Origin of the sequence: Saccharospirillum impatiens DSM 12546 (assembly GCF_000423605.1) — a bacterium.
GTDB lineage: Bacteria > Pseudomonadota > Gammaproteobacteria > Pseudomonadales > Natronospirillaceae > Saccharospirillum > Saccharospirillum impatiens.
The window spans coordinates 158,539-179,493 of record NZ_AUIH01000007.1 but is presented as its reverse complement, the minus strand read 5'-3'; the positions used below and the strand labels follow the sequence as shown (position 1 = coordinate 179,493).

22 protein-coding genes, 1 tRNA gene and 1 riboswitch are annotated in these 20,955 nt (G+C 55.8%); of the genes, 9 read left to right on the top strand and 14 right to left on the bottom strand.

The features are described 5' to 3' along the window. On the top strand, nt 1-254 hold a 254-nt coding region (locus G565_RS0107385; protein WP_028670356.1), incomplete at its 5' end, for an integrase core domain-containing protein. 590 nt (nt 255-844) lie between these two features. Here G565_RS0107385 and G565_RS0107380 read toward each other — a convergent pair. Continuing rightward, a tRNA-Pro gene (locus tag G565_RS0107380) sits at nt 845-921 on the bottom strand. A gap of 190 nt (nt 922-1,111) precedes the next feature. On the opposite strand from G565_RS0107380, the gene G565_RS0107375 reads away from it, so the two are divergent. The 4 genes from G565_RS0107375 (at nt 1,112) to G565_RS0107360 (ending at nt 3,639) form a co-directional block, all read left to right on the top strand. Next, the gene (locus G565_RS0107375; protein ID WP_051207541.1) at nt 1,112-1,642 is read left to right on the top strand and encodes a winged helix-turn-helix transcriptional regulator; all 531 of its coding nucleotides are present in this window, start codon (nt 1,112-1,114) and stop codon (nt 1,640-1,642) included. 83 nt (nt 1,643-1,725) lie between these two features. After that, the gene (locus G565_RS0107370; RefSeq protein WP_051207539.1) at nt 1,726-2,400 is read left to right on the top strand and encodes a YiaD family glycine zipper/OmpA-like lipoprotein; all 675 of its coding nucleotides are present in this window, start codon (nt 1,726-1,728) and stop codon (nt 2,398-2,400) included. Between the two features lie 137 nt (nt 2,401-2,537). After that, entirely contained in the window at nt 2,538-3,272 is a 735-nt protein-coding gene (locus G565_RS0107365; protein WP_037338097.1) for a glutamine amidotransferase-related protein, read from the top strand. A gap of 16 nt (nt 3,273-3,288) precedes the next feature. After that, complete coding sequence (locus G565_RS0107360) at nt 3,289-3,639, top strand: hypothetical protein (RefSeq protein ID WP_028670352.1); 351 nt, start codon at nt 3,289-3,291, stop codon at nt 3,637-3,639. Between the two features lie 10 nt (nt 3,640-3,649). On the opposite strand, the gene G565_RS25915 is transcribed toward G565_RS0107360, so the two are convergent. The 3 genes from G565_RS25915 to pip all read right to left on the bottom strand — a co-directional run bounded on the left by G565_RS25915 (nt 3,650) and on the right by pip (nt 7,452). Beyond that, nucleotides 3,650-5,800, bottom strand: a complete 2,151-nt coding sequence (locus G565_RS25915; protein ID WP_157600021.1) for a diguanylate cyclase domain-containing protein — start codon at nt 5,798-5,800, stop codon at nt 3,650-3,652. A gap of 155 nt (nt 5,801-5,955) precedes the next feature. Then, nucleotides 5,956-6,393: a D-aminoacyl-tRNA deacylase gene (gene dtd / locus G565_RS0107350; protein WP_028670350.1), complete on the bottom strand. Its 438-nt coding sequence runs from the start codon at nt 6,391-6,393 to the stop codon at nt 5,956-5,958. Nucleotides 6,394-6,480: 87 nt separating this feature from the next. Then, nucleotides 6,481-7,452, bottom strand: coding sequence for a prolyl aminopeptidase (gene pip, locus G565_RS0107345; protein ID WP_028670349.1), 972 nt, complete (start codon nt 7,450-7,452; stop codon nt 6,481-6,483). A 162-nt stretch (nt 7,453-7,614) separates the two neighbouring features. After that, nucleotides 7,615-7,795, top strand: a riboswitch (cobalamin riboswitch). Between the two features lie 80 nt (nt 7,796-7,875). On the opposite strand from pip, the gene G565_RS0107340 reads away from it, so the two are divergent. Continuing rightward, nucleotides 7,876-8,739 (top strand): cobalamin-binding protein, encoded by an 864-nt coding sequence (locus G565_RS0107340; RefSeq protein WP_028670348.1) that lies wholly within the window; start codon nt 7,876-7,878, stop codon nt 8,737-8,739. On the opposite strand, the gene G565_RS25910 is transcribed toward G565_RS0107340, so the two are convergent. The 5 genes from G565_RS25910 to G565_RS0107315 all read right to left on the bottom strand — a co-directional run bounded on the left by G565_RS25910 (nt 8,736) and on the right by G565_RS0107315 (nt 12,707). Next, on the bottom strand, nt 8,736-9,395 hold the full coding sequence (locus G565_RS25910) for an SCO family protein (RefSeq protein ID WP_051207537.1): 660 nt from the start codon (nt 9,393-9,395) through the stop codon (nt 8,736-8,738). The two genes, G565_RS0107340 and G565_RS25910, sit on opposite strands and share 4 nt — an antisense overlap. Further along, nucleotides 9,392-10,294: a heme o synthase gene (gene cyoE / locus G565_RS0107330; RefSeq protein ID WP_028670347.1), complete on the bottom strand. Its 903-nt coding sequence runs from the start codon at nt 10,292-10,294 to the stop codon at nt 9,392-9,394. The genes G565_RS25910 and cyoE overlap by 4 nt, the downstream gene beginning before the upstream one ends. Further along, nucleotides 10,287-11,303: a COX15/CtaA family protein gene (locus G565_RS0107325; RefSeq protein ID WP_028670346.1), complete on the bottom strand. Its 1,017-nt coding sequence runs from the start codon at nt 11,301-11,303 to the stop codon at nt 10,287-10,289. Before G565_RS0107325 ends, cyoE begins: the two co-directional genes overlap by 8 nt. A gap of 74 nt (nt 11,304-11,377) precedes the next feature. Next, nucleotides 11,378-11,956 carry a hypothetical protein gene (locus G565_RS0107320; RefSeq protein WP_028670345.1) on the bottom strand — a complete coding sequence of 193 codons (579 nt, stop codon included), beginning with the start codon at nt 11,954-11,956 and terminating at the stop codon, nt 11,378-11,380. A 52-nt stretch (nt 11,957-12,008) separates the two neighbouring features. After that, nucleotides 12,009-12,707 carry an SURF1 family protein gene (locus G565_RS0107315; RefSeq protein ID WP_028670344.1) on the bottom strand — a complete coding sequence of 233 codons (699 nt, stop codon included), beginning with the start codon at nt 12,705-12,707 and terminating at the stop codon, nt 12,009-12,011. Nucleotides 12,708-12,761: 54 nt separating this feature from the next. Here G565_RS0107315 and G565_RS0107310 point away from each other — a divergent pair, with 54 nt between their 5' ends. After that, nucleotides 12,762-12,980, top strand: coding sequence for a DUF2909 domain-containing protein (locus G565_RS0107310; RefSeq protein ID WP_051207535.1), 219 nt, complete (start codon nt 12,762-12,764; stop codon nt 12,978-12,980). A gap of 55 nt (nt 12,981-13,035) precedes the next feature. On the opposite strand, the gene G565_RS0107305 is transcribed toward G565_RS0107310, so the two are convergent. The 4 genes from G565_RS0107305 to coxB all read right to left on the bottom strand — a co-directional run bounded on the left by G565_RS0107305 (nt 13,036) and on the right by coxB (nt 17,360). After that, the gene (locus G565_RS0107305) at nt 13,036-13,947 is read right to left on the bottom strand and encodes a cytochrome c oxidase subunit 3 (protein ID WP_028670342.1); all 912 of its coding nucleotides are present in this window, start codon (nt 13,945-13,947) and stop codon (nt 13,036-13,038) included. A 90-nt stretch (nt 13,948-14,037) separates the two neighbouring features. Further along, nucleotides 14,038-14,604 carry a cytochrome c oxidase assembly protein gene (locus tag G565_RS0107300; protein ID WP_028670341.1) on the bottom strand — a complete coding sequence of 189 codons (567 nt, stop codon included), beginning with the start codon at nt 14,602-14,604 and terminating at the stop codon, nt 14,038-14,040. Nucleotides 14,605-14,631: 27 nt separating this feature from the next. Beyond that, a complete protein-coding gene (gene ctaD, locus G565_RS0107295) occupies nt 14,632-16,218 on the bottom strand; it encodes a cytochrome c oxidase subunit I (protein WP_028670340.1) in 1,587 nt (528 codons plus the stop codon). 11 nt (nt 16,219-16,229) lie between these two features. Beyond that, nucleotides 16,230-17,360, bottom strand: a complete 1,131-nt coding sequence (gene coxB / locus G565_RS0107290; protein WP_342662975.1) for a cytochrome c oxidase subunit II — start codon at nt 17,358-17,360, stop codon at nt 16,230-16,232. Between the two features lie 340 nt (nt 17,361-17,700). On the opposite strand from coxB, the gene G565_RS23345 reads away from it, so the two are divergent. Both G565_RS23345 and G565_RS25905 read left to right on the top strand, forming a co-directional pair. Continuing rightward, the gene (locus G565_RS23345) at nt 17,701-19,035 is read left to right on the top strand and encodes an MATE family efflux transporter (protein WP_051207533.1); all 1,335 of its coding nucleotides are present in this window, start codon (nt 17,701-17,703) and stop codon (nt 19,033-19,035) included. A gap of 216 nt (nt 19,036-19,251) precedes the next feature. Next, nucleotides 19,252-19,860, top strand: coding sequence for a hypothetical protein (locus G565_RS25905; protein ID WP_028670338.1), 609 nt, complete (start codon nt 19,252-19,254; stop codon nt 19,858-19,860). A 3-nt stretch (nt 19,861-19,863) separates the two neighbouring features. Here the strand turns inward: G565_RS25905 and G565_RS0107275 are convergent, their stop codons facing one another. After that, a complete protein-coding gene (locus G565_RS0107275; RefSeq protein ID WP_028670337.1) occupies nt 19,864-20,955 on the bottom strand; it encodes a 5-(carboxyamino)imidazole ribonucleotide synthase in 1,092 nt (363 codons plus the stop codon).

Below are 20,955 nucleotides of genomic sequence, written 5' to 3'. Positions count from 1 at the left end.
TCAAGGCTAACGAAATAAAGATCAGCATGGATGGCAAGGGCCGGGCACTGGACAATATATTTGTCGAGCGGCTCTGGCGTTCCGTCAAGTACGAGGAAGTGTATCTAAAGCAATATCAGACGATGCAGGAAGCACGGGACGGCTTGAGTGCCTACTTCCGGTTTTACAACCATGAGCGGCCGCATCAATCGCTCAACAACAGGACACCGGCAGAAGTACATGGCACTGCTGTGCAATGGCTGCAAGCCGCGTAAGAATACAATTTAACCCATAGGGCATTTTACCTTAATTTAATGCATTAGTGGTCTTGACAGTGGGGTCCACAATACTTCAAGCGATCTTGCACGCTCAATATCCATATGTCGCTATGATAGAGTTTGTCATGTTGTAACTGCTTCCACTGCAGTTCATCTAACTTTTGACGTAAGCTCATAGCTTCCTCTAACTAATGACATGATTTTGATAGAATCCTCTATCCTTTCGCATGTATCTATACAAGTTGTAGCATGGTTTTGCAATCAAAACGGCGCGAAAGGATACCCTTTTGAGCGTAAATTGCAATATACGAGGTTTTCTGGGCAAATTTTCTGCTTCAACTTTATTGTGGTGCTCATGACCCGTCAAAAATAGTGCCAGAATGTTCATAATTGAACATAGCTAAAAAGGTGGAAGTTTTGAGTTATTCAGCTAAATATCGAACGCTGCATGTAGCCTGCTAACAAATTGTGACACCAAAGTTCCTAATTGACCCCAGAGACAGGAATAGAACGGGCAGGCCATCCTGCTGCGACCCACGGGTCGCCAATCTCGTGCCTGGGGGTTGGATGCTGCCTGAGGTGGTGATTGGTCGGAGAGACAGGATTCGAACCTGCGACCCCTACGTCCCGAACGTAGTGCTCTACCAAGCTGAGCTACTCTCCGATAAGGTCGGCGTTGCAAACCGTTGATTTCACTGGGCATTTACGGGAATGACCAGTGTGGCTATGCGAGCTGCGCAATAGTACGAAGTCGCCGGGTTGGCGTCAACTCCACCCGCGTCAGTCGTGGGGTATGCGGATTGCCTCGGCGCCAGGCGCTCAGGTATGCTGGACACACTTTCCGGGGAATATCGATGTCTGACACCACCCACCCTACCTCTGTTGATTCCGGCAAGAGCCGTAAGTTGGATCGAATCGATCTGAAGATCCTTCGCACGCTGCAGGATAACGCCCGAATCTCTTATGTCGACCTGGCGCAGGCGGTGGGGTTGTCGACGACGCCCTGTATGGATCGGGTAAAACGCCTGGAACAGTCAGGTCTGATTCAGGGTTATCAGGCGATACTGTCACCCGAGGCGCTGGGTCTTGGCCTGCTGGTGTTTATCGAGATCACCCTGTCGAATCAGTCGGCCGAGGCCTTTGATGCGTTTCGCAAGGCGGTCGATGGCCTCAGTTATGTGCAGGAGTGCCATCTGGTGTCGGGTCAGTCGGATTACCTGGTGAAAATTCGGCTCACCGATCTGACCAGCTACCGCAAGTACCTGGGTGATTTGTTGCTGGCGCTGCCGCATGTGCGGGAGTCGAAAAGTTACATTGTGATGGAAGAGGCAAAACAGACGTCAGCGTTGCCACTGGATCTGATCAGTCATCGCTTTAAGCGCTGATCCGTATTAGCCTTAAACCCTGTATTTATCGGTAGACCTCAGACAGGTTGACCGGTCCTGTCGTACGAAACGGAGAATCAATAATGAATACCTGGCATAAACTGGCTCTACCCCTGGCACTGTCTGGTGCGGTGTTAACCGGCTGCACCACCCTCGATGCCTACACCGGCGAATCGCAGGTCAGCGGTGCATCCAAGGGCGCCATCGCCGGCGGCCTGATCGGTGCAGTATTGGGCGCCGCCACCGCGCCGAAAGAAGACCGTGCTCGTCGGGCACTCATCGGTGCAGGCATCGGTGGCGTTGCCGGTGGCGGCGTGGGCTTGTATATGGACCGCCAGGAAGCTGAGCTGCGCGAAGAGCTGGTCAACAGCGGTGTTCAGGTAGAGCGCACCGAAGAAGGTCAAATCAACCTGATCATGCCTGGCAACATCACCTTCGCTACCGACAGTTCCGAGCTGCGGTCCGACTTCATGGACACCTTGAATTCAGTCGCCCGGGTGGTACAGGAGTACGAAGATACCCTGGTCACCATTGAAGGCCATACCGACAGCACCGGTGCTGAAAGCTATAACCAATTGTTGTCGGAACGCCGTGCGGCCAGTGTGGCTGAAGTGTTGCTGAGCCAGGGCATCGCCTTTGAGCGCGTGGCTGCTGTTGGCTATGGTGAGATGCGCCCCATTTCTGACAATGGTACCGCGTCTGGCCGGGCGTCCAATCGTCGGGTCGAAATCAGTCTGGAAGCGATCGTCGCCGACTGAACCTGCCTGAAGGCGGCTCCGCCCGGAGCCGCTTGAAATCCGCCTCGCGATAACCATAATGGCTCCACGACGGGTTTGGCCCTTCAGTGCCAACTGTACCCTGCCTTGCGACTCCAATTGCGGAATTCCCGATCTCTATGACAGCACCCCTGAAACTGGCCATCCTGGAAACCGATGTGCTGCGACCCACTCTGAAGCCGACTTACCACAGCTACGGCCGCATGTTTACGGCGTTGCTGGATAGCGTCGGGTTCGACGGAGACATTCAGGTTTTTCCGGTCATCGCCGGTGACTACCCCGAAAACATCGACGATTTCGATGCCTACCTGATCACCGGCAGCCAGCACGATGCCTTTGCCGACGATGACTGGATCGTTCGGTTGCGCGCGTTTTGCAAAGACCTTTATCTGGCTGAAAAGCCAATGATCGGTATTTGTTTTGGCCACCAGTTACTGGCTCATGCCCTGGGCGGGCAAGCCGGGCGGGCCGATCGTGGCTGGGGGTTGGGGGTCATGACCTATGAGTTTGATAAAACTGCCCTGGACGCCCTGCCCGACTTTGTCGACCAGGCGGAGCCGGTGTCGTTACTGATCAGCCATCGCGATCAGGTCCTGGCCCTGCCGCCGGGTGCCCAGACGCTGCTCAGCAACGATTTTTGTCACTATGCAGCCTTTCACATTCCCGGCCGGGTCCTCTGCTTCCAGGGCCACCCGGAGTTCACCAAGGACTATCAGCGGTCTCTGCTGGCTTACCGCGAAGGCGATATTACGGCTGAACAAATGCAGTCGGTCGTCGACAGCCTGGCCGACGAGCATCAGGGTGAACGCATCGGCCGCTGGATGCGTGACTTTCTGGACAGCCAGCACCGATAACAGGCAGGATGGCGCGATGAAACTGATGACCCTACAACACGCGACGCTGGTTCGGCTGCACCCGTTGCGACGGCTGGCCTGGCCTTTAATGGCCCTGGGCACCCTGGTTTTCCCGGCCATGATCGGGTGGGCAGTCGCACACCCGGAGCTCAGTGGTGATGAACTCTTTACCGGCTTTGTCGCCGGTCTTGGCCTGGTATTGCTGGGCGCGCTGCTGGCACTCACCCGCCCGGAGAAAGACCCACCCAAAGGCCTGCGTCAGCATGCCCGACATATTTGGGAAACACTGGTGTTCTGGAGTTGGCTGGTCAGCCTGGTGGTGTTTGCCAGCCTGGCCATTAAAATACTGAGTTTCTCAGGCGGCTGAGCCGGGCGCCTCAGAACAGCGTTCGCGGGTGCTGCTCTGCGTAGGCAATGCCTCCCTTTCCGGAACGCTTGATGCCATACATAGCCTGGTCGGCATGGTGCATCAGTGTGTCCAGGTCTCGGCCATGTGAGCCATAGCGGGCGACGCCAATGCTGGCCGACACGGCTATCTGTTCGTTGTAGATTATCAATGGCTTTTCGATCACGGAAAGCATCCGGGTGATGAAGGCGTGAATCGCCGGCTCATTGTCGAAATCATCAACAATGATGACAAACTCATCACCCCCGACGCGGGCGGCAAAGTCGGTTTTTCGCAACGCATCCGACAGCCGGCCGGCAAGCGCGGTTAGCACGGTATCACCAACGCGGTGACCATGACGGTCATTCACCGGTTTGAAACCGTCCAGATCGATATAGACCAGATAAAAAGCACGCCCGGTTTCACCGGCTAACGCGATCCGGTCATCGACAAAATCGACCAGCAGTCGCCGGTTTGGCAATCGCGTCAGGGTGTCATGGTTTGCCATGTATTCGATGCGTTGTTGGGCCGCTTCTATCTGGGTTTTCTCATGCGACAGCGCTGAATTCACTTCATAAAGCTGCTGATGGCTCAGCGCATTGCTGAGCGTAATAGCAATAAAAGGCGCCAGCGAGCTCAACAACTCCAGTTCATCGGGGCCAAAACGTTCAGCCACCGAGCTTTGCAGTGAGACCATGCCAATAACAGCCCGATTGTGAATGAGTGGCACAAACAGCTGAGACAGCGGCACCTTGCGGTAATCACCCACCCGCATCGACCCGGCCTGGAGTCTCTCGCCGCTGGCCAGTAACGGCTCGCCCGAGCGGATGGCCTGAACAGCGCGGCTTTGATCGAACGAATAGGGAATGGAAAACCCGGGAATGCGCTCTCCGTCGTCAATGATCATGACGTACTCAACGGCTTCGACATCCGGGCGATTGAGCGCCAGTGACACGAAATGCACATCGAGGCGCTCCCGTACAATGTCATAGAGCTTCTGACCGATGTCGTCCATTTGCAGTGATGAGGCAAGCTGACGCGCCAGTTCGTTGATCAGTTGCAGCCGTGACTGGGCCGTCTTGAGTTGGCGGTTTTCATGCTGAGCAATCTGTCGGGCGACGCGCTCATCTTCCATCTTGGCTTCATACTGGCGCAACTCGATCTGACGATGCACATCGCGCTGTTGAAGCTTACGTTCAAGATCCAGAGTCAGGCGCAGAACGATGTGCGCGGCGCGGTACTTTCGGGCGCGCTCCAGGCAGACCGCCAGGGTTTCCAGGGCTCTTTGTTGAATCAGGCTGAACTCAGGCAGGCCTTCTCGGCGCAAGCCCTGGCGCAAGGCGTGCACCGCCCGGGAGAAGTGACCGGTTGAGGCCAGAACCTTGGCCAGTTCGATGTAGGCGTAGAGGCCCGTCACCCCTTCTTTATCGAATTCGGGATGGTCAATGGTGACCAGCAGGGTCGTTTCAGCCTCGACCAGACGGTTTTGCAAACGCTGGCAACGAGCAACCGCAATCAGGGCCTGAATCTCAAGATGACCAAAATTCAGCTGCCGCGCATATTCCAGAGCAGACCGACAACCCAGCAACGCTTCCTGAAACCGGCTGTGTCGACCGTGCAGGTGCGCCTGCAACAGAGCCGCTTCGCCCAGGTTTTCAGACGTCACTTCTGTTGTATCGAGCCCCAGCATCTGGTTGAGCAGATCTTCAACGCTGACCAGGTCATCGATTTCATAATGCAGTAACGCCAGATTCAACTGAGAGGCAAAGAGGCCATTCATGTTGGCAACTGACCGGGAAATGTCCAATGACTGGCGGTAATGGTGCAGCGCTTCACCGTACTGCCCCATGCCCTGGTATGCCATGCCCATGCCATTGTGAATGCGCCAGATCTCTTCCGGATCTTTGCTATGGTCGGCCAGGGTCATGGCCTCGGAAAACCGCTTAAGCGCCTGAAGGTGATCACCCAGGAAGTTGAATGCCCAGCCTTCGTGGAAGCAAAGCTGGCAGTCTCTCTGTGCGCTGGGTTCTTTTAGCAGCCGCGCCTGATCAAGCAGACTGAAGGCGGATTCTGCATCCGACAGCATGACCCGCCACGCCTGTTCCAGATAGGCATCGAATGCGCCAGTTTGCTCTGCTGTCACGGTGCAATCACTGTCATAAAGGCTGTCTTTTAATTATTCGGAGGACATCCATTGTAAAGGCCTCTCAGTCAACAAGCGATTGCAGAGGTGTCGTTTGCGCCCCCCCCCTCGGTGTCCGTAATAAGAGGATGCCGCACCGGTCTGCCAGAGCGTCGTCAGTGGTCGAGCAGAAAGGTCACCGGTCCGTCATTGGTCAGACTCACCTGCATATTGGCACCGAACTGCCCGGTTTCGACCGGCGAGTATCGTTGCTGCAACACCTCAATCAGGGCAGTAAATACTTGTTGTCCCTGTTCCGGCGAAGCGGCTGATTTGAAGCTTGGGCGCAGGCCTTTGCGGGTGTGAGCGGACAACGTGAATTGCGGTACCAGCAATACGCCGCCTTCAACCTGCTGAACGTTCAGGTTCATACGTCCTTCGGTATCGGCAAACACCCGATAGTTAAGCAAGCGGTGGGCCATTTTGTCGATGTCAGACGCAGCATCATCAGGATCGATGCCCACAAGCACTAACAGCCCCTGATTAATCGCCCCGATCGTGACGTTATCGACCGTGACCCGTGCCTGGGTAACGCGTTGAATCAGGGCTTTCATGGCAAATCGTCCAGTACGGGGGGAACATTCACTGCCGGGGCAGCGGCAAAACGGGCGCTGTTTGTCAAAAAGACGACGTAGCGTCGCCTATTCTGCCCTTCCGGGATCATGGCGCAAATATCGACTCCATTTTTCCGTCGCCCGCACCAGTGCATCAACATTGGCCGGATCAAAGGCTGAATGGCCCCCCTCGCGAATAAAATCGAGTTCGGCATCCGGCCAGTGCTTAGACAGCGCCCAGGCTTGCTCGGGCGGGCAGATCATGTCGTACCGGCCATGCACAATGGTGCCGGGGATACCGGCCAATGCAGAGGCACCGGCCAGAAGTTGATTTTCAGACAGAAAACACCGTTCGCGGAAGAAATGCGCTGATATGCGCGCCAGGCTGAGTGCCACGTGCGTTTGGGTAAAGTAATCGAGTGACTGAGTACTGGGTCGCAGTGAGGCATTCACCGCCTCCCACCGCGCCCAGGCTTTGGCAGCGCCTACCCGGGCAAGGTCGTTACTGCCATGCAGCAACTGATAATAGTCTTCGACCAGTTCCAAGCCGGTTACACCTTCAACCGGCTCCAGAAAGCGTTCCCACTCCTCCGGAAAATAGCGCCCGGCGCCGCTGCGATAGAGCCAGTCAAGATCCTGCTGGCGGCCGAGAAAGATGCCGCGCAGTATCATCGCAGAGACATTCGCGGGGTAGGCTTGTGCGTATAGCAGCGCCAGTGTGCTGCCCCAGCTGCCGCCAAACAGCACCCAGCGGTCAACACTCAGGTGCCGACGCAGGTGTTCAAGATCATCGACCAGGTTAGCAGCGGTATTGTTGTTGGTCTCAGCATGGGGTTCGGAGCGCCCGGCGCCACGCTGATCATACAGTATGATGCGATAGTGTTCGGGATCAAAAAATCGCCGCATTTGCTCGGAACAACCGGCACCCGGACCACCGTGTATGACCACTACCGGCAGCCCTTCGGGCGTTCCCGACTCTTCATAGTAAAGTGTATGACCACCGTCTACCGCCAGATGGCTATCGTTATAGGGTCGAATCTCGGGATAGAGCGGCAGCATCCAGAATCCTCTTCGCGGGCTTATTGTCATAATGCTCACTGGCCTGACCGTGTCCGCAGGCTCGGTGACAGACCAGGGGCCAATAATGACACAGGCACCTCTGACTGCACAGCACCCGGTTAACCGCCATTGTGATGCGCTTGCGCATCACCTACTATCGCTGCACCTGGGCGTTACCCAGTCTGGCCCGAGGCGGGCAAAACAGACTCAGTAACGCGCAACACGGGGGAATCCGGTGACAATCCGGAGCTGTCGCGCAACGGTAAGATGGTCCAACACCAGGCAACGCCTGACCGGTTGGCATCGTCAAAGCCCGAATGCCCGTCCAGGACACGCCACAAACGTCTGCAAGGTTGCCGGAACGTCACTGTTTCGCACGCAGACGGCAGTGGTCATTATCCTCGCGTCAGGGAGAACTCCTTAATGAAACCGCTATTAACCGGCTTTTTGGCGTTGATGTGTGCCCCCGGGTTGTGGGCCGATATCCGTCTTATCGATGACGTCGGCGACACCCTGGAACTCGACCGGCCCGCACAACGCATCGTCAGCCTGGTCCCCCACGCTACCGAGCTCTTGTTCAACATCGGTGCCGGTGACCTCATACTGGCGACAGTCGCCTATGCCGATTACCCCGAAGCTGCTCAGGCATTACCCAGGGTAGGCGACTATAACGCCCTGAATACGGAAGCGATTCTGGCGCTGGATCCAGACTTACTCATCACCTTTACCAGCGGGGCCAACCAGAGCCAGATCAGCCGGCTAGCGGCGCTGGGCTACCCCGTGTTCAGGTCAGACCCGCAAACCTTTGCCGATATCGATCGCACCCTGCGCCAGTTTGGCGAAATTACCGGCCGTAAGACTCGCGCTGGGCAGGTTGCCGATGCTTTTACTGCTGACATCGAACGGTTAACACAACGCTATAGTGGGAATCGTCCCTTGCAGGTGTTTTATCAAGTCTGGAACGACCCCCTGATTACCCTCAACGGCGATACCTTCATCAGCCAGGTCATTGAGATGTGTGGCGGGGTCAATGTGTTTGCCGATCTGCCAATGCCATCGCCCCAGGTCAGTCTGGAGGCAGTGATCGACAAGAATCCGGATGTCATTGTGACCGGGCCTTCCGATTCGGGAGACACCTCAAGCTGGCATCAGTGGCCACAGTTGCAGGCCGTTGCCAGCGGTGCTTTGCTAGAAACGGATCCCGATACTCTGCACCGGCCAACACCCAGCCTTATCAGCGGGGCGACGGCGCTTTGCAGCGCCATGGACAAGGTTCGCCAGAACTAGTCGTATTCAACCAGTAAAGCCATGACATCGGCAATTTGGCGGGGGGTATGCGGGGGTCTTAGCAGGGCACGGTACTCACCCTGGGGGTTGATAATGGCAATGTTGTCACTGTGTGCAACGGTGTAAACCTCGCCCTCACCTTCGGGGTAGAACAGGGTATTCAGCTGTTGAGCCAGACTTTGCAAATCGGCTACATCGCCGGTAAGACCGGTGAATTCGGGATGGAAAAAAGGCACATAGTTGGCCAGTACGTCCGGTGTATCACGCGCCGGGTCGACCGTCACCATCCACATCCGAACCTGGTCCGAGTACCCTTGCTCGGTGAGCGTACGGTAGGCTTGCGCCATGTCGGTCATATTGGTTGGGCAGATATCCGGGCAAAACGTATAGCCAAAATTGATGACATGCCACTGACCAACAAAAGCCCCGGTTGAAAACGACTCGCCCTGATGCGAGATCAGTTCTACAACAGGGACTTCGCGCGCGCTGTCAAAATAGAGGGTGTCGCGTTGCTCAAGCTCGGCTTTCAAATCCGGTGATGCGTTGAGGGTACGGTAGATCGAACCGGCAAAGACCGTGATAACCAGCCCAAACAACGCCAAAGACGTCCATACAATTCGGCGATTGGGCGAAGTCGGCAAGGTCTCGGTGGTCATAGAAAGGTCCTGAGTGAATGATCCAGTAACAGAGCCACAAATAATAACAGCAAATAGGTGATCGAGAACTTGAACGATCCCCAGGCTGCATCAACTTTACGATCCATCAACAACCACCAGTTCCACTGCAAATAGCGCAACCCCAACGCCAGGGCACATACGGCATAGACCGGGCCCATGTTGAGAGTGGCGAAGGGCAGCAAACTGATCGCCAGCAACAACCAGCTGTATAGCCAGACGTGAATCTTGGTGTACTGAATGCCGTGCGTCACCGGCATCATTGGGATGTCGGCATTTTGATAGTCCTTGATGCGATGAATCGCCAGAGCCCAGAAGTGCGGCGGTGTCCAGGCGAAAATGATCAGCACCAACAGCAGCGGTAAAGCACCAATGCTGCCTGAAATAGCCGTCCAGCCAAGCAGTGGCGGCATGGCACCAGCCAGCCCGCCAATCACAATATTCTGGGGCGTGGCCCGCTTCAGAAACCCGGTATAGATAACGGCATAACCTACCATCGAAGCCAGCGTCAGCCAGGCGGTCAGAGCGTTGACAAAAACCATCAACACCGCAAAACCGGTCAGCGTTAGCCCGAAGGCGAAGACCAGTCCATTGCGCTGGCTTACCCGGCCCGTCGCAACCGGTCGCCGGTGTGTTCGCGCCATCAACTGATCGATTTTGTGATCGACCAGGTGGTTAAAGGCAGCCCCTGCAGCGGCCAGTGCAGCGATTCCCAGGGTACCGAACACCCAGTTGGTCAGGCCGGCAATTCCCTGCTGAGGAGCCAGTGCCATGCCAACCCAGGCGGTGATCAGCATTAACAAGACCACCTTGGGTTTGGTCATTTCATAATAGTCTTGCCAGGCACGGTGGCTGACAGGGGCCGTTATTGTTTTAGACATGCTTGGCCTCTCGGTACAATGTGAAATTGACGGTCGCGACGGTCGCCAGTAACAGCGCACCGCCCAAATTGTGTAACACCGCAACAGTCAGCGGCAAACCAAAATAAATGTTGCTCAGGCCCAGTGTGACCTGCGCCACCAGAATCAGCAAGAGGGCACTGGCCAGGCCTGCAAAGCGAATGCTTACCAGTCGCCAGATCAGCCACAAACTCATCACAGTGGTCACGATAGCGCCAATCCGGTGAGCCATATGGATGGCGGTGCGGGCAGGCACTTCCAGATGCCCCCCGAGGTAATTGGGACCAATCGGGTGAGCAAGATCGAAGCCGCCGATATAATCGGCTTCCGGCCACCATTGGGTCTGGCAGGTAAACAGGTCAGGGCAGGCGAGGGCAGCGTAGTTGGAGGTCGTCCATCCTCCCAGAAATACCTGGCCAATAACCACGGCCAGCGTTACCGCTGCCAACACCCGCGGCAATTGGCGCGGAGCACTTGAAAAGCGCAACCCTGAGGGGGAACCCCGCAATCTGAGGGTCAGCAACCAAAGCAGCGTAAACGTCGCAAACCCACCCATCAAATGAGCAGTGACGACCTGGGGCCAGAGTTTCAGCGTTACCGTCCAGGCGCCAAAGGCACCTTGCAAAATAACCAGCCCGAGCAGCAGCAAAGGCAGTTTGAACGGTTGCTCCGGCCGATGACGATAGCGAAACGACACCGCGGCAAGTATCAGGATCAGAAAACCGAGTAAGGAGGCGAGGTAACGGTGAACCATTTCCGGCCAGGTCTTTTCCAGATCGACCGGAATGTCCGGAAACGCTTCATTGGCTCGATTGATCTGTTCATCGGTTTGCGGTGCCCAGATATGACCATAGCATGTGGGCCAGTCGGGGCAGCCAAGACCGGCATCCACCAACCGGGTAAAGGACCCCAATACCACCACGGAGATGGCAAACAGAGTGGCGAAGGCTGCCAGCTTGAAGCCGGGTTTTACACCGTAACTAGACACCATTAATTCCTCATTCTTCTTGTTCGATCGGATCGGGGGAGCTGCCGTTCCGCTGCTTCGCTGGTTTTACCGGCTGATCAACCGATCGTCGACAATTTCAACAGCTTTTTCAAATCATCCAGCTGATCATTAAAGGTGTTCGAGGGTGTGAAATACAGGGGGATATTCCCCAGCGGGTCCACAATAAATACAAAGTGTTGCTGACTGAACTGGCCTGGTATTTGTTCGCGAAAGGCATCAGACACGGCGTTCAGCGAGTGAATCTCCAAACCCGGATATTGCTCCGTCAACGGTGCCAACCCGCTTGAATTGGACATCAGCAACCGCTTCATGCGCGGCTCGTTTTTACCCAGCGCCACATGCGTCTGACGCTGCAGATACACCTGCTGTTCGCAGTCGGCTGTGCACGTCGCTGACGTTTGCACCATCAACCACTGACGGTCCGGATTCACCGCGTTCAGATCCAGACCAAGGTCATCAATATGCAGAACCGGGGTGACCAGAATGCCCTTGTTGACCCGCTCATCCGGTGTCAGCCAGCCGGAAAAATACAGCAGGGTTGACGACGCCATCACCAGCAGCGGAGTGAGCAGTATTACCAGCATCTGCAGTTTGTTAAAGCCGTTGCTGCGTGGCATCTGAGTGGATTGCGTCATTACATTCTCCGCGCGGCGATCCTGAACGGCAGGAAGCCGGTGTTACAAAAGGTTAGAGTTCCGATTTGCGTCGCTTGCCAAAATGAACGCCGGCAAAGCCATACATCCCGGCCAGCGCAACAGCCATTGCAAACCATTGCAGGGCATATCCGGTGTGCATCTGCGCGGACATGACCGAAGGTGTCCAGATCACCTGACCAACACCGGGTTGGCCGGTCGTTAATTGTAATAAACCTGACGGCGGCTGACGTTGCATCTTTTCAGCCATCGCACCCGGCGCGATCGCCTGTATAACCTGAGGCCACTGATCTGTCAGTGGCGTATCAGCCAGGACGATGCTGTCACTCAATGGCCGCCATTGCCCAACCCAGTCCCGACTGCCCGGGGGCAGCCTCAATGCCGGCAGTTGGCTGCGATCCATTGAGCCGGGTACCCAACCAAGTGACGCCAGATACCAGCGTTGCCCGACATCCAGTGGCACCCAGACTTCGTATCCTACCTGTCCTTTCCAGGTTCGGTTATCCAGCAACCAGGGCGTGTTAACGTCCAACTCACCGGTTAACCGGTAGTGCTGGTAGTCGACAGGGCGGGTTCCGTCTGTGAGTGGTTCGATCACAGTGCGCGCCTGTAACTGCTCTTCCAACTGGGTTTTCTGTTCAGCTCTGTTAAGCTGCCACAAGCCAAGCACAGTAAACAGCGGCAAAAAGACCGCAACAAAAAGAGTGAGTGCCGTGCCAGGCTTGAATGTCATAACGTGCCATCAGTTCGGTATCCGAACCCAGCCGATTTACCAGGAGCCAGAAATATGTTGTTAAAAGTCATCATGGTGGTACTGATCATTGCCATGTTGCTGTCACTGAGTGGTGCCCTGGTGGCTCTGTTCAAAGACGAGCCGGATTCTAAGCGCATGGTCAAGTTGCTGACCATCAGGGTGAGCCTTGCCGTTCTGATTGTGATCGTGCTGGTGTATGGCTACATGACTGGCGAGCTGTCTCAGGGTGCACCCTGGAGCGGACGCTACTGAGACAGTGAATCAAGGGAGCCAGGAACGGGCTCCCTCTGCAAACCCAGATCTGCCGTTAAATCCAGTATACGAGTACGAAGAGACACAACCAGACCACATCAACAAAGTGCCAGTACCAGGCTGAAGCCTCAAACCCGAAGTGATCTTCCGCTTTAAAGTGACCGCGTATCGAACGCACCAGTTGCACCGCGAGCATAAAGGTACCAATGGTCACGTGGGCCCCGTGGAAACCGGTCAGCATAAAGAAGGTCGACCCATAGATACCGCTTTCAAGCGTGAGCCCCAGGTGCTGGTAAGCTTCAATGTATTCTTCCGCCTGAAAGAACAAAAAGATAACCCCCAGAGCGACTGTAATACCCAGCCAAATGTTCAGTTGCTTACGATGTCCGGCACGCAAGGCGTGATGGGCAACCGTCAGCGTGATGCTTGACGCAATGAGGATGATGGTATTGATCAGAGGCAAACCAAAGGCGTGAATCACCGCTTCCGGTGCTTGAAACAAAGCGTTGTCCGGATTGCTGAGCATTGGCCAGGTGAATTCAAACCCCGGGTACAAGTAGTTGGTTACGCCTTTGTCCCCCTCGCCGCCGAGCCATGGCCCAACGTAATTGCGAACATAAAACAGCGCACCGAAAAAGGCGGCGAAAAACATCACTTCCGAGAAAATGAACCAGCCCATGCCCCAGACATAGGACTTTTTCAATTGGGCACTGTTCAGGCCTGCATGGTTTTCTCGGATCACCTTGCTGAACCAGTTGTACAACACCACAGCGAACACCAGCGCACCGGCGAAAAACCACCAGTGTGAGCTGGAGTCCTGAGCGCCGGATGACATGTCGTTCATCATGTTTCCGGCACCGAATACGGTAAGGAACATGCCAAAGGCCATCCACACCGGTAAACGACTTTGTGCGGGCACATAGTAGTGCTCATGGGTTGTACTGCTTGTCGCGGCATTGCTGGACATCGCACTCTCCATCCTGTTCTTGTTCTTGTGGGGTTGGCCAGCCCTGCCACTGCAGGGGCCGACACTCCCGGTTATTTGGTGGGCTAACCGTTACTCCAGGGTAACGGCTGCCGATTGCTGCTCGCTACTGACATCGTACAGTGTGTAACTCAGGCTGATCGTCTGCACCCAGGCAGGCAGGTCCGGATCAATTTGGAATACCAGGGCCATTTCCACATCTTCACCGGCCGTCAGCGGCTGTTGGTTGAAACAGAAGCACTCGGTCTTGTGAAAATAAGGCGTCACTTCAAAAGGTGACAAACTCGGGATTGCCTGTGCTGTCATGTCGCGGCGTGTTGCGTTTTTGGCGAAGTAGCTGACTTCAACCACTTCACCGGGTTTTGCCGTGAGGGTCTTCACCATGGGCCTGAACTCCCACGGCATATCCGCGTTGTTGTTGGCCAGGAACTGCACCTTGATACTGCGGTTCTCATCGACGAGGTAATCTTGCACCAAAGACGCCTCATTGGTGCGACCGGTAATGCCGGTCCACTCGCATATGAGGTTGTACATGGGCACCAGGCCGACGAAAACAAACGCCAGCATGCCAAACACCACAGACACCATTTTCACGATAATCCGCGTATGGCTGGGTCGTGCGTTTTCAGCGTCGCTCATACTGGCTCTCTCCTGGTTCAACCTGCGTCAATCGATCCTGGGCGGTGTTGAAAAGGTATGGTAAGGAGCCGGTGAGTCGACCGTCCATTCCAGACCTTCAGCGCCTTCCCAGGGTTTGGCCGGGGCTGGTTTGCCCGCCACAATGGTGTGAACCACGATGTAGAGGAACAGCAACTGGCTGGCACCAAACAGGAAACCGCCGATGCTCGATACCATGTTGAAGTCGGCAAACTGCAGAGCGTAATCCGGAATACGGCGCGGCATACCGGCCAGGCCCAGGAAATGCTGCGGGAAGAACAGGACGTTAACCCCGACAAAACTCAGCCAGAAATGCACCTTGCCCAGAGTTTCGTTGTACATCTTGCCACTCCACTTGGGTAACCAGTAATAGACCCCCGCCATGATCGAGAACACGGCGCCCGGTACCAGCACATAGTGGAAGTGAGCCACAACAAAATAGGTGTCGTGGTACTGGAAGTCCGCAGGGGCAACCGCGAGCATCAGACCGGAGAAGCCACCAATGGTAAACAGCACCACAAAGCAGATGGCAAACAGCATTGGGGTCTCGAACGTCATCGATCCCCGGAACATGGTGGTCACCCAGTTGAATACTTTCACCCCGGTCGGCACCGCGATCAGCATGGTGGCCCACATGAAGAAGGCTTCGCCCAGGAAGGGGATGCCTACCGTGAACATATGGTGCGCCCAGACAATAAAGCTCAGAAAGGCAATGGAGGCGGTTGCGTACACCATGGAGCTGTAACCGAACAGCCGCTTGCGGGCAAAGGCCGGGATGATCGCCGAGACGATACCAAAGGCCGGCAGAATCATGATGTAAACTTCAGGGTGCCCGAAGAACCAGAAAATATGCTGGAACAGAACGGGCGAACCACCCCCGGCTGCGTTAAAAAACGCCGTGCCGAAGTGAATGTCCATCAGCATCATGGTGACCACACCGGCCAGTACCGGCATCACCGCAATCAGCAAATACGCGGTGATCAGCCATGTCCAGACGAACAGTGGCATCTTCATCAGGGTCATGCCCGGTGCACGCATGTTCAGAATGGTGGCAACAATGTTGATCGCGCCCATGATCGAACTGGCACCCATAATGTGGACCGCAAAAATAAAGAAAGTCACACTCGGCGGTGCATACGTCGTCGACAGCGGCGCATAGAACGTCCAGCCGAAGTTTGGCCCGCCACCTTCCATGAACAAAGTACTGGTCAGCATGGCGAAGGCAAATGGCAGAATCCAGAAACTGAGGTTGTTCATCCGTGGCAGAGCCATATCCGGCGCACCGACCATCATTGGAATCATCCAGTTAGCCAGCCCCACAAAGGCTGGCATCACCGCACCAAACACCATGATCAGGCCATGCATGGTGGTCATCTGGTTAAAGAATTCCGGTTGCACCAGCTGCAGGCCTGGCTGGAACAGTTCAGCCCGGATCACCATGGCGAAGGTACCGCCCAGCAAAAACATCGCGAAACTGAACCACAGGTACATGGTACCGATGTCTTTGTGGTTGGTTGTATAGAGCCAGCGAGTTAGGCCTTTGGCCGGCCCGTGGTGTTCGTGATCATGGTCATGATCATGGGTAGCAGTCGTCATGTCATGCCTCCTTATTCGCCGGCTTTAAAGTTGTAAACGTCAACGGGGGTGACCATATCGCCCACGTTGTTGCCCCAGGCATTACGCTCGTAGGTGATAACGGCCGCCATATCGGCATCGCTGAGCTGGTTGCCATAGGCCGCCATGGCGGTACCCCGCGAACCATTCACGACAATATCCAGATGACCGTCAGCAGGGCCCACCGCAATTGGGCTGTTTGCCAGCGCCGGGAAGGCGCCCGGAACACCGGAGCCATCGGCCTGGTGACAGGACGCGCAGGCAGAGCCATACACCTGTTCACCACGTTCCATCAGTTCATCGAAGGTCCACTCGCGATCATTCAGTTCAGCCAGTTCAATCGCTGCCTGTTCTTTCTCTGCGAGCCATTGTTCAAATTCCTCGGGAGACACCGCCTCTACAACGACCGGCATAAAGCCATGGTCCTTACCGCACAATTCGGTGCACTGGCCCCGGTAAGTACCTTCTTCGTTGATGATGGTCCAGGCTTCGTTGACGATGCCCGGTATCGCGTCTTTCTTGACCGCCAACGCCGGCACCCACCAGGAGTGAATCACGTCAGCAGAGGAGAGCAGAAAACGGACTTTGGTACCGGTTGGCAGCACCACGGGCTCATCGACTTCGAGAAGATAGTTCTCATTCTTTTCGAGCCGGTTGTTTATCTCGTCCCGCGGAGTAGACATGCTGGAGAAGAAGCTGACTTCCTGTTCGGCGTTTGCGTCGATGTAACGATAGCGCCAGCGCCATTGGTAACCCACCACTTCGAGGGTAACTTCAGACTCTTCAAAATTGTACATGTCGGCCAGGGTATAGGTTGCCTTCACGCCGATGGCGAAAATGACGGCTGCCGGTATCAGAGTCCAGGCCAATTCGACTTTGGTGCTTTCATGGAAATTGGACGATACCGCACCTTTGGACTTACGATGCTTGAACATGGAATAGAACATGACGCCAAACACCAGTACGCCAATCACCACGCACACCCACAAGGTAAGCATATGGAGACCGTACACTTCCTGGCTGATATCTGTCACACCCCGGGGCATATTGAGTGTCCAGTCCGCACGCGCGACTGAACTTATCAACAGCGCCGTCAGGGCAATAAATACCCTTTGCAGCTTCATCTGCATCCTTCACCTCTGCACTTGTTATTGTATTGGGATTCCAGGGTCGGGCCGGATCACCTAATTTACTGCGCTTGCTGGCGTCTGTTTAGCGACTTACTGAGTGAAGGGCTAATCAGCGGCCTAAGGCTGTTCTGTGCCGAATTGAGTCTTTCTTGTTTCCCGGATCACCCGATTTAGATTGAGTCGAGTTAGTATAAACACGGAACTTTTTAAAACCCAAGCATCAAGCGTTCCAAGGGTTGTTCAAATATCAGTCAGAAAAGACAAAATATTTCGTAAAAACAACATCTTAGGAAGATTATGACCGCTCAAAAATTTACCCGGGAGTGTCGCTGAATTGATCCGGGTCTCCAACAAAGCCTGGCGCCAAACCTGGGCACTGATGTGGCCTGTTATGCTGGCCAACCTGTCGCTGCCTTTATTGGGCCTGGTCGATACCGCCGTGCTTGGCCACCTGGACGACAGTGTTTACCTCGCCGGCGTGGCCCTGGGTGCCAGTCTGATCGCCTTTGTATTCCTCGGGTTTAACTTTTTGTCGATGGGTTTGTCAGGGTTTACCTCCCAGGCCAAAGGCGCGGGCGATGCGCGACTCATTCGAACTCAGCTTGCTCAGTACGCCCTGGTCGCGGGAGCGTTATCAGCCACGGTACTGATTGCGCAATCTGTACTGGTGCAACTGGGGCTGGGGTTCATGCAGGCGTCGGATGCGGCGACAGCAGAGGCCCGGACATATCTGAACATCCGGATCTGGGGCGTTCCCGCCCAAGTGTTTACCTCCATGCTGCTCGGGTTCTTTGTCGGCATGCAGAATACCCGCATTGCGCTGGTGACAGTGTCGGTGGCACAGCTGGTGAATCTGGTGCTGAACGTTACGCTGGTCTATGGCTTTGGCATGACCACCGCTGGCATTGCACTGGGCACGGTGATCAGCGAATACCTGGCACTCGTGCTGGTGCTATTGACCCTGTGGCGAACCCTGAAACACTTACCCGGCGGGCTCGATGCGCCAAAGCTCCGGTCGCTGAAAGCCTACGCCGGTATCTTCAGCGTCAGCCTCAGCCTGTTTATTCGCACCTTCCTGTTGCTGATGGGCTTTGCCTGGTTCAACCGGCTAAGCGCTGCCCTCGGGGATTCGGTACTGGCCAGCAACGCTATCCTGCTGGCGTTTCTGACCCTGATATCCAACAGCATGGATGCCAGTGCCGCTGCGGCTGAAGCCCAGGTCGGGCTGGCGATTGGGCAGCGTGACCCACAAGCATTGCGTGAAGCGCTATGGACCACCGGCTGGTGCGCTCTGGGACTGGCCTCGGTATTGACCCTGTTATTTGCACTGCTGGGCAAGCCCATGCTGGGTGTTATAACCAGCCAGACAGTCCTGCAACAACAAGCCGGTGACTATTTGCCATGGATTGTTGCCATGCCCATTCTGGCCGGCACCGCTTACTGGCTCGACGGTGTTTTCATCGGCGCCCGCCTCACCGCCCAGATGCGCAATGGGGTGGTATTCGGGTTTATCAGTTTTGTACTGGCCAGCCAATGGTTACCGTCGACCCAGCAAGCTTTGTGGGTTGGGTTCAGCCTGATGTTCATCGGCCGCTCCGTGTGGATGCTCTCGGTATATTGGCGAGCCCTGCTGCCGATGACCCGGGCGACCTCGACCTCTCCTTCCTAGTATCTGATTGACCCCTCCCGGAGCCGGTCAATTGCCCGGCAAACTGGACAGCCTGAGCTACACTAGAGGTTGGAAAGCATTGTGCTTAGCTACTGACAGCCATAGCTTGCGGGTAGCTTCCTGCAAGAGCGTTAGTCGCTCCGTTTTATGACTGTTGTGGGTACCCGGTCTGTTTGCATTGGGTGCTCACCGCTTCACTCGACAAGGCCCGCCGTCATGTCAACAGCCTCCATCGACAAAGCCCTGGACCAAGCGCTTGGCGCAACTGAAGGAGAGCAGAGCCTGCAACGGTTTATCGCCGTGTTCCACCGCAAACACCCGCATCTGCTGATCGTGGAGCACGGCTCACTGGAGCGGCGGCTGACCGCCATGCTGATCCAGTATTGCCGCTTGCTGCCAATACTGCTGGATGAAGCCAAAAGCGTGACCGGTCGCCACAGCAGCGCATCTGACTTTGATGCATTGCATGGGATCGTTGAGGCCTTTTTTTCAAGTCTGGAGCCCAAACGACTTACCTTCGGCGTTCTGGGGATACTCGACAAAGTCTATTTCGGACATCGCCTGCTTGAGGAATGGCACGACCGACACCGGCTCGACACTCACCGTACCGCCCTCAGTTGGGATACGTCACTGTCAAATATTCTGGTGCATACGCTGATTGGCGATGGCTATGCAAACGAGCTGGACGCCGCGGTGCGGGACGTTATCGACACTCAACCCCGCAAAGAAGGTGACACCATCGACGCTAAAAAAATCAGGCACCCGGCACCGCCTTTTCCTTGTCTGGCTTCGCGTCATGGTGTGAGTCTGGCATGGAGTCGCTGAACACTACCCCAGGTCATTAACCAGCAAGGCTTCTACTTGGCGACAACGGTCTTGCAATTGTTCGGCACTGGGCGCAGTGATCGTGATGTGACCAATTTTACGCCCGGGACGCGGGTCTTTGCCGTAGTCGTGCCAGTGCGCTCCGGGTATCTTCAGAACGGCGGCACATTCAGGCATGGCACCAATCAGGTTGTACAGCGCCACCGGCTGTGACGCCCGGCATCGGCCCAATGGCAGGTCAGCCACAGCCCGGATGTGATTCTCGAATTGACTGCAGGTGCTGCCTTCAATGGTCCAGTGACCGGAGTTATGCACCCGGGGAGCAATTTCATTGGCCAGCAATCGATCACCGACCACGAAGAACTCGAAAGCCAGCACTCCGACGTAATCGAGCGCAGCCATCACCTGCCCAACCGCTGCTTCGGCCTGAATTTGCAATGGGTGCTCGGACATCGGTTCAGACCGGTACAGCATGCCCTGGCGATGCTCGTTGCGAACCAGCGGATAAAAAGCCAGCTCGCCGGACGCAGACCGCACCCCTATGCAGGACACTTCGTAGTCAAACTCGACAAACCCTTCGAAAATCAGCGGTACCGAGCCTAGTTCGTCGAAAGCGTTGGCGGCATCGGCTTCAGTGCGCAGTACTTTCTGGCCTTTACCGTCGTAGCCCAGGGTGCGGGTTTTCAAAATAGCCGGAAGACCAAGCCGTTCCAGTGCGCGATCGAGGTCGGCCTGGTCAGTAATGTCAGCGATGGGCGCGGTGGGAATGTCCAGACGCTGGAACAGATTTTTCTCCAGCCAGCGATCCCGGGCTGTCTCCAGCGCGCGGGCGGATGGATAGACAGGAACCTGGTCAGCTATAAAGGCGACCGTGGCGGGCGGCACGCTTTCAAATTCAAAGGTCACCCGGTCCGACATTTTCAACAATTCACGAACGGCATAATGATCGTCGTATGCCCCTTCGACCAAAGGCCCGAGATCGCCGGCGCAAGCGCCTTTGGCCGGGTCAAGAAACGCCATGCGGATGCCCAGCGGCACCGCCGCCAGCGCCATCATGCGGCCCAACTGACCGCCACCTATGACACCAATACGCAT

What these genes read in the sequence shown, in the direction of transcription:
- G565_RS0107275 (WP_028670337.1), bottom strand. Translation starts at nt 20,955, where the DNA reads ATGCGTATTGGTGTCATAGGTGGCGGTCAGTTGGGCCGCATGATGGCG.
- G565_RS0107340 (WP_028670348.1), top strand. Translation starts at nt 7,876, where the DNA reads ATGAAACCGCTATTAACCGGCTTTTTGGCGTTGATGTGTGCCCCCGGG.
- coxB (WP_342662975.1), bottom strand. Translation starts at nt 17,360, where the DNA reads ATGAAGCTGCAAAGGGTATTTATTGCCCTGACGGCGCTGTTGATAAGT.
- G565_RS0107360 (WP_028670352.1), top strand. Translation starts at nt 3,289, where the DNA reads ATGAAACTGATGACCCTACAACACGCGACGCTGGTTCGGCTGCACCCG.
- pip (WP_028670349.1), bottom strand. Translation starts at nt 7,452, where the DNA reads ATGCTGCCGCTCTATCCCGAGATTCGACCCTATAACGATAGCCATCTG.
- G565_RS0107325 (WP_028670346.1), bottom strand. Translation starts at nt 11,303, where the DNA reads ATGGTGTCTAGTTACGGTGTAAAACCCGGCTTCAAGCTGGCAGCCTTC.
- G565_RS0107300 (WP_028670341.1), bottom strand. Translation starts at nt 14,604, where the DNA reads ATGAGCGACGCTGAAAACGCACGACCCAGCCATACGCGGATTATCGTG.
- G565_RS25910 (WP_051207537.1), bottom strand. Translation starts at nt 9,395, where the DNA reads ATGACCACCGAGACCTTGCCGACTTCGCCCAATCGCCGAATTGTATGG.
- G565_RS25905 (WP_028670338.1), top strand. Translation starts at nt 19,252, where the DNA reads ATGTCAACAGCCTCCATCGACAAAGCCCTGGACCAAGCGCTTGGCGCA.
- G565_RS0107305 (WP_028670342.1), bottom strand. Translation starts at nt 13,947, where the DNA reads ATGTCCAGCAATGCCGCGACAAGCAGTACAACCCATGAGCACTACTAT.
- G565_RS0107375 (WP_051207541.1), top strand. Translation starts at nt 1,112, where the DNA reads ATGTCTGACACCACCCACCCTACCTCTGTTGATTCCGGCAAGAGCCGT.
- ctaD (WP_028670340.1), bottom strand. Translation starts at nt 16,218, where the DNA reads ATGACGACTGCTACCCATGATCATGACCATGATCACGAACACCACGGG.
- G565_RS0107315 (WP_028670344.1), bottom strand. Translation starts at nt 12,707, where the DNA reads ATGACATTCAAGCCTGGCACGGCACTCACTCTTTTTGTTGCGGTCTTT.
- G565_RS0107370 (WP_051207539.1), top strand. Translation starts at nt 1,726, where the DNA reads ATGAATACCTGGCATAAACTGGCTCTACCCCTGGCACTGTCTGGTGCG.
- G565_RS0107365 (WP_037338097.1), top strand. Translation starts at nt 2,538, where the DNA reads ATGACAGCACCCCTGAAACTGGCCATCCTGGAAACCGATGTGCTGCGA.
- cyoE (WP_028670347.1), bottom strand. Translation starts at nt 10,294, where the DNA reads ATGTCTAAAACAATAACGGCCCCTGTCAGCCACCGTGCCTGGCAAGAC.
- dtd (WP_028670350.1), bottom strand. Translation starts at nt 6,393, where the DNA reads ATGAAAGCCCTGATTCAACGCGTTACCCAGGCACGGGTCACGGTCGAT.
- G565_RS0107310 (WP_051207535.1), top strand. Translation starts at nt 12,762, where the DNA reads ATGTTGTTAAAAGTCATCATGGTGGTACTGATCATTGCCATGTTGCTG.
- G565_RS0107320 (WP_028670345.1), bottom strand. Translation starts at nt 11,956, where the DNA reads ATGACGCAATCCACTCAGATGCCACGCAGCAACGGCTTTAACAAACTG.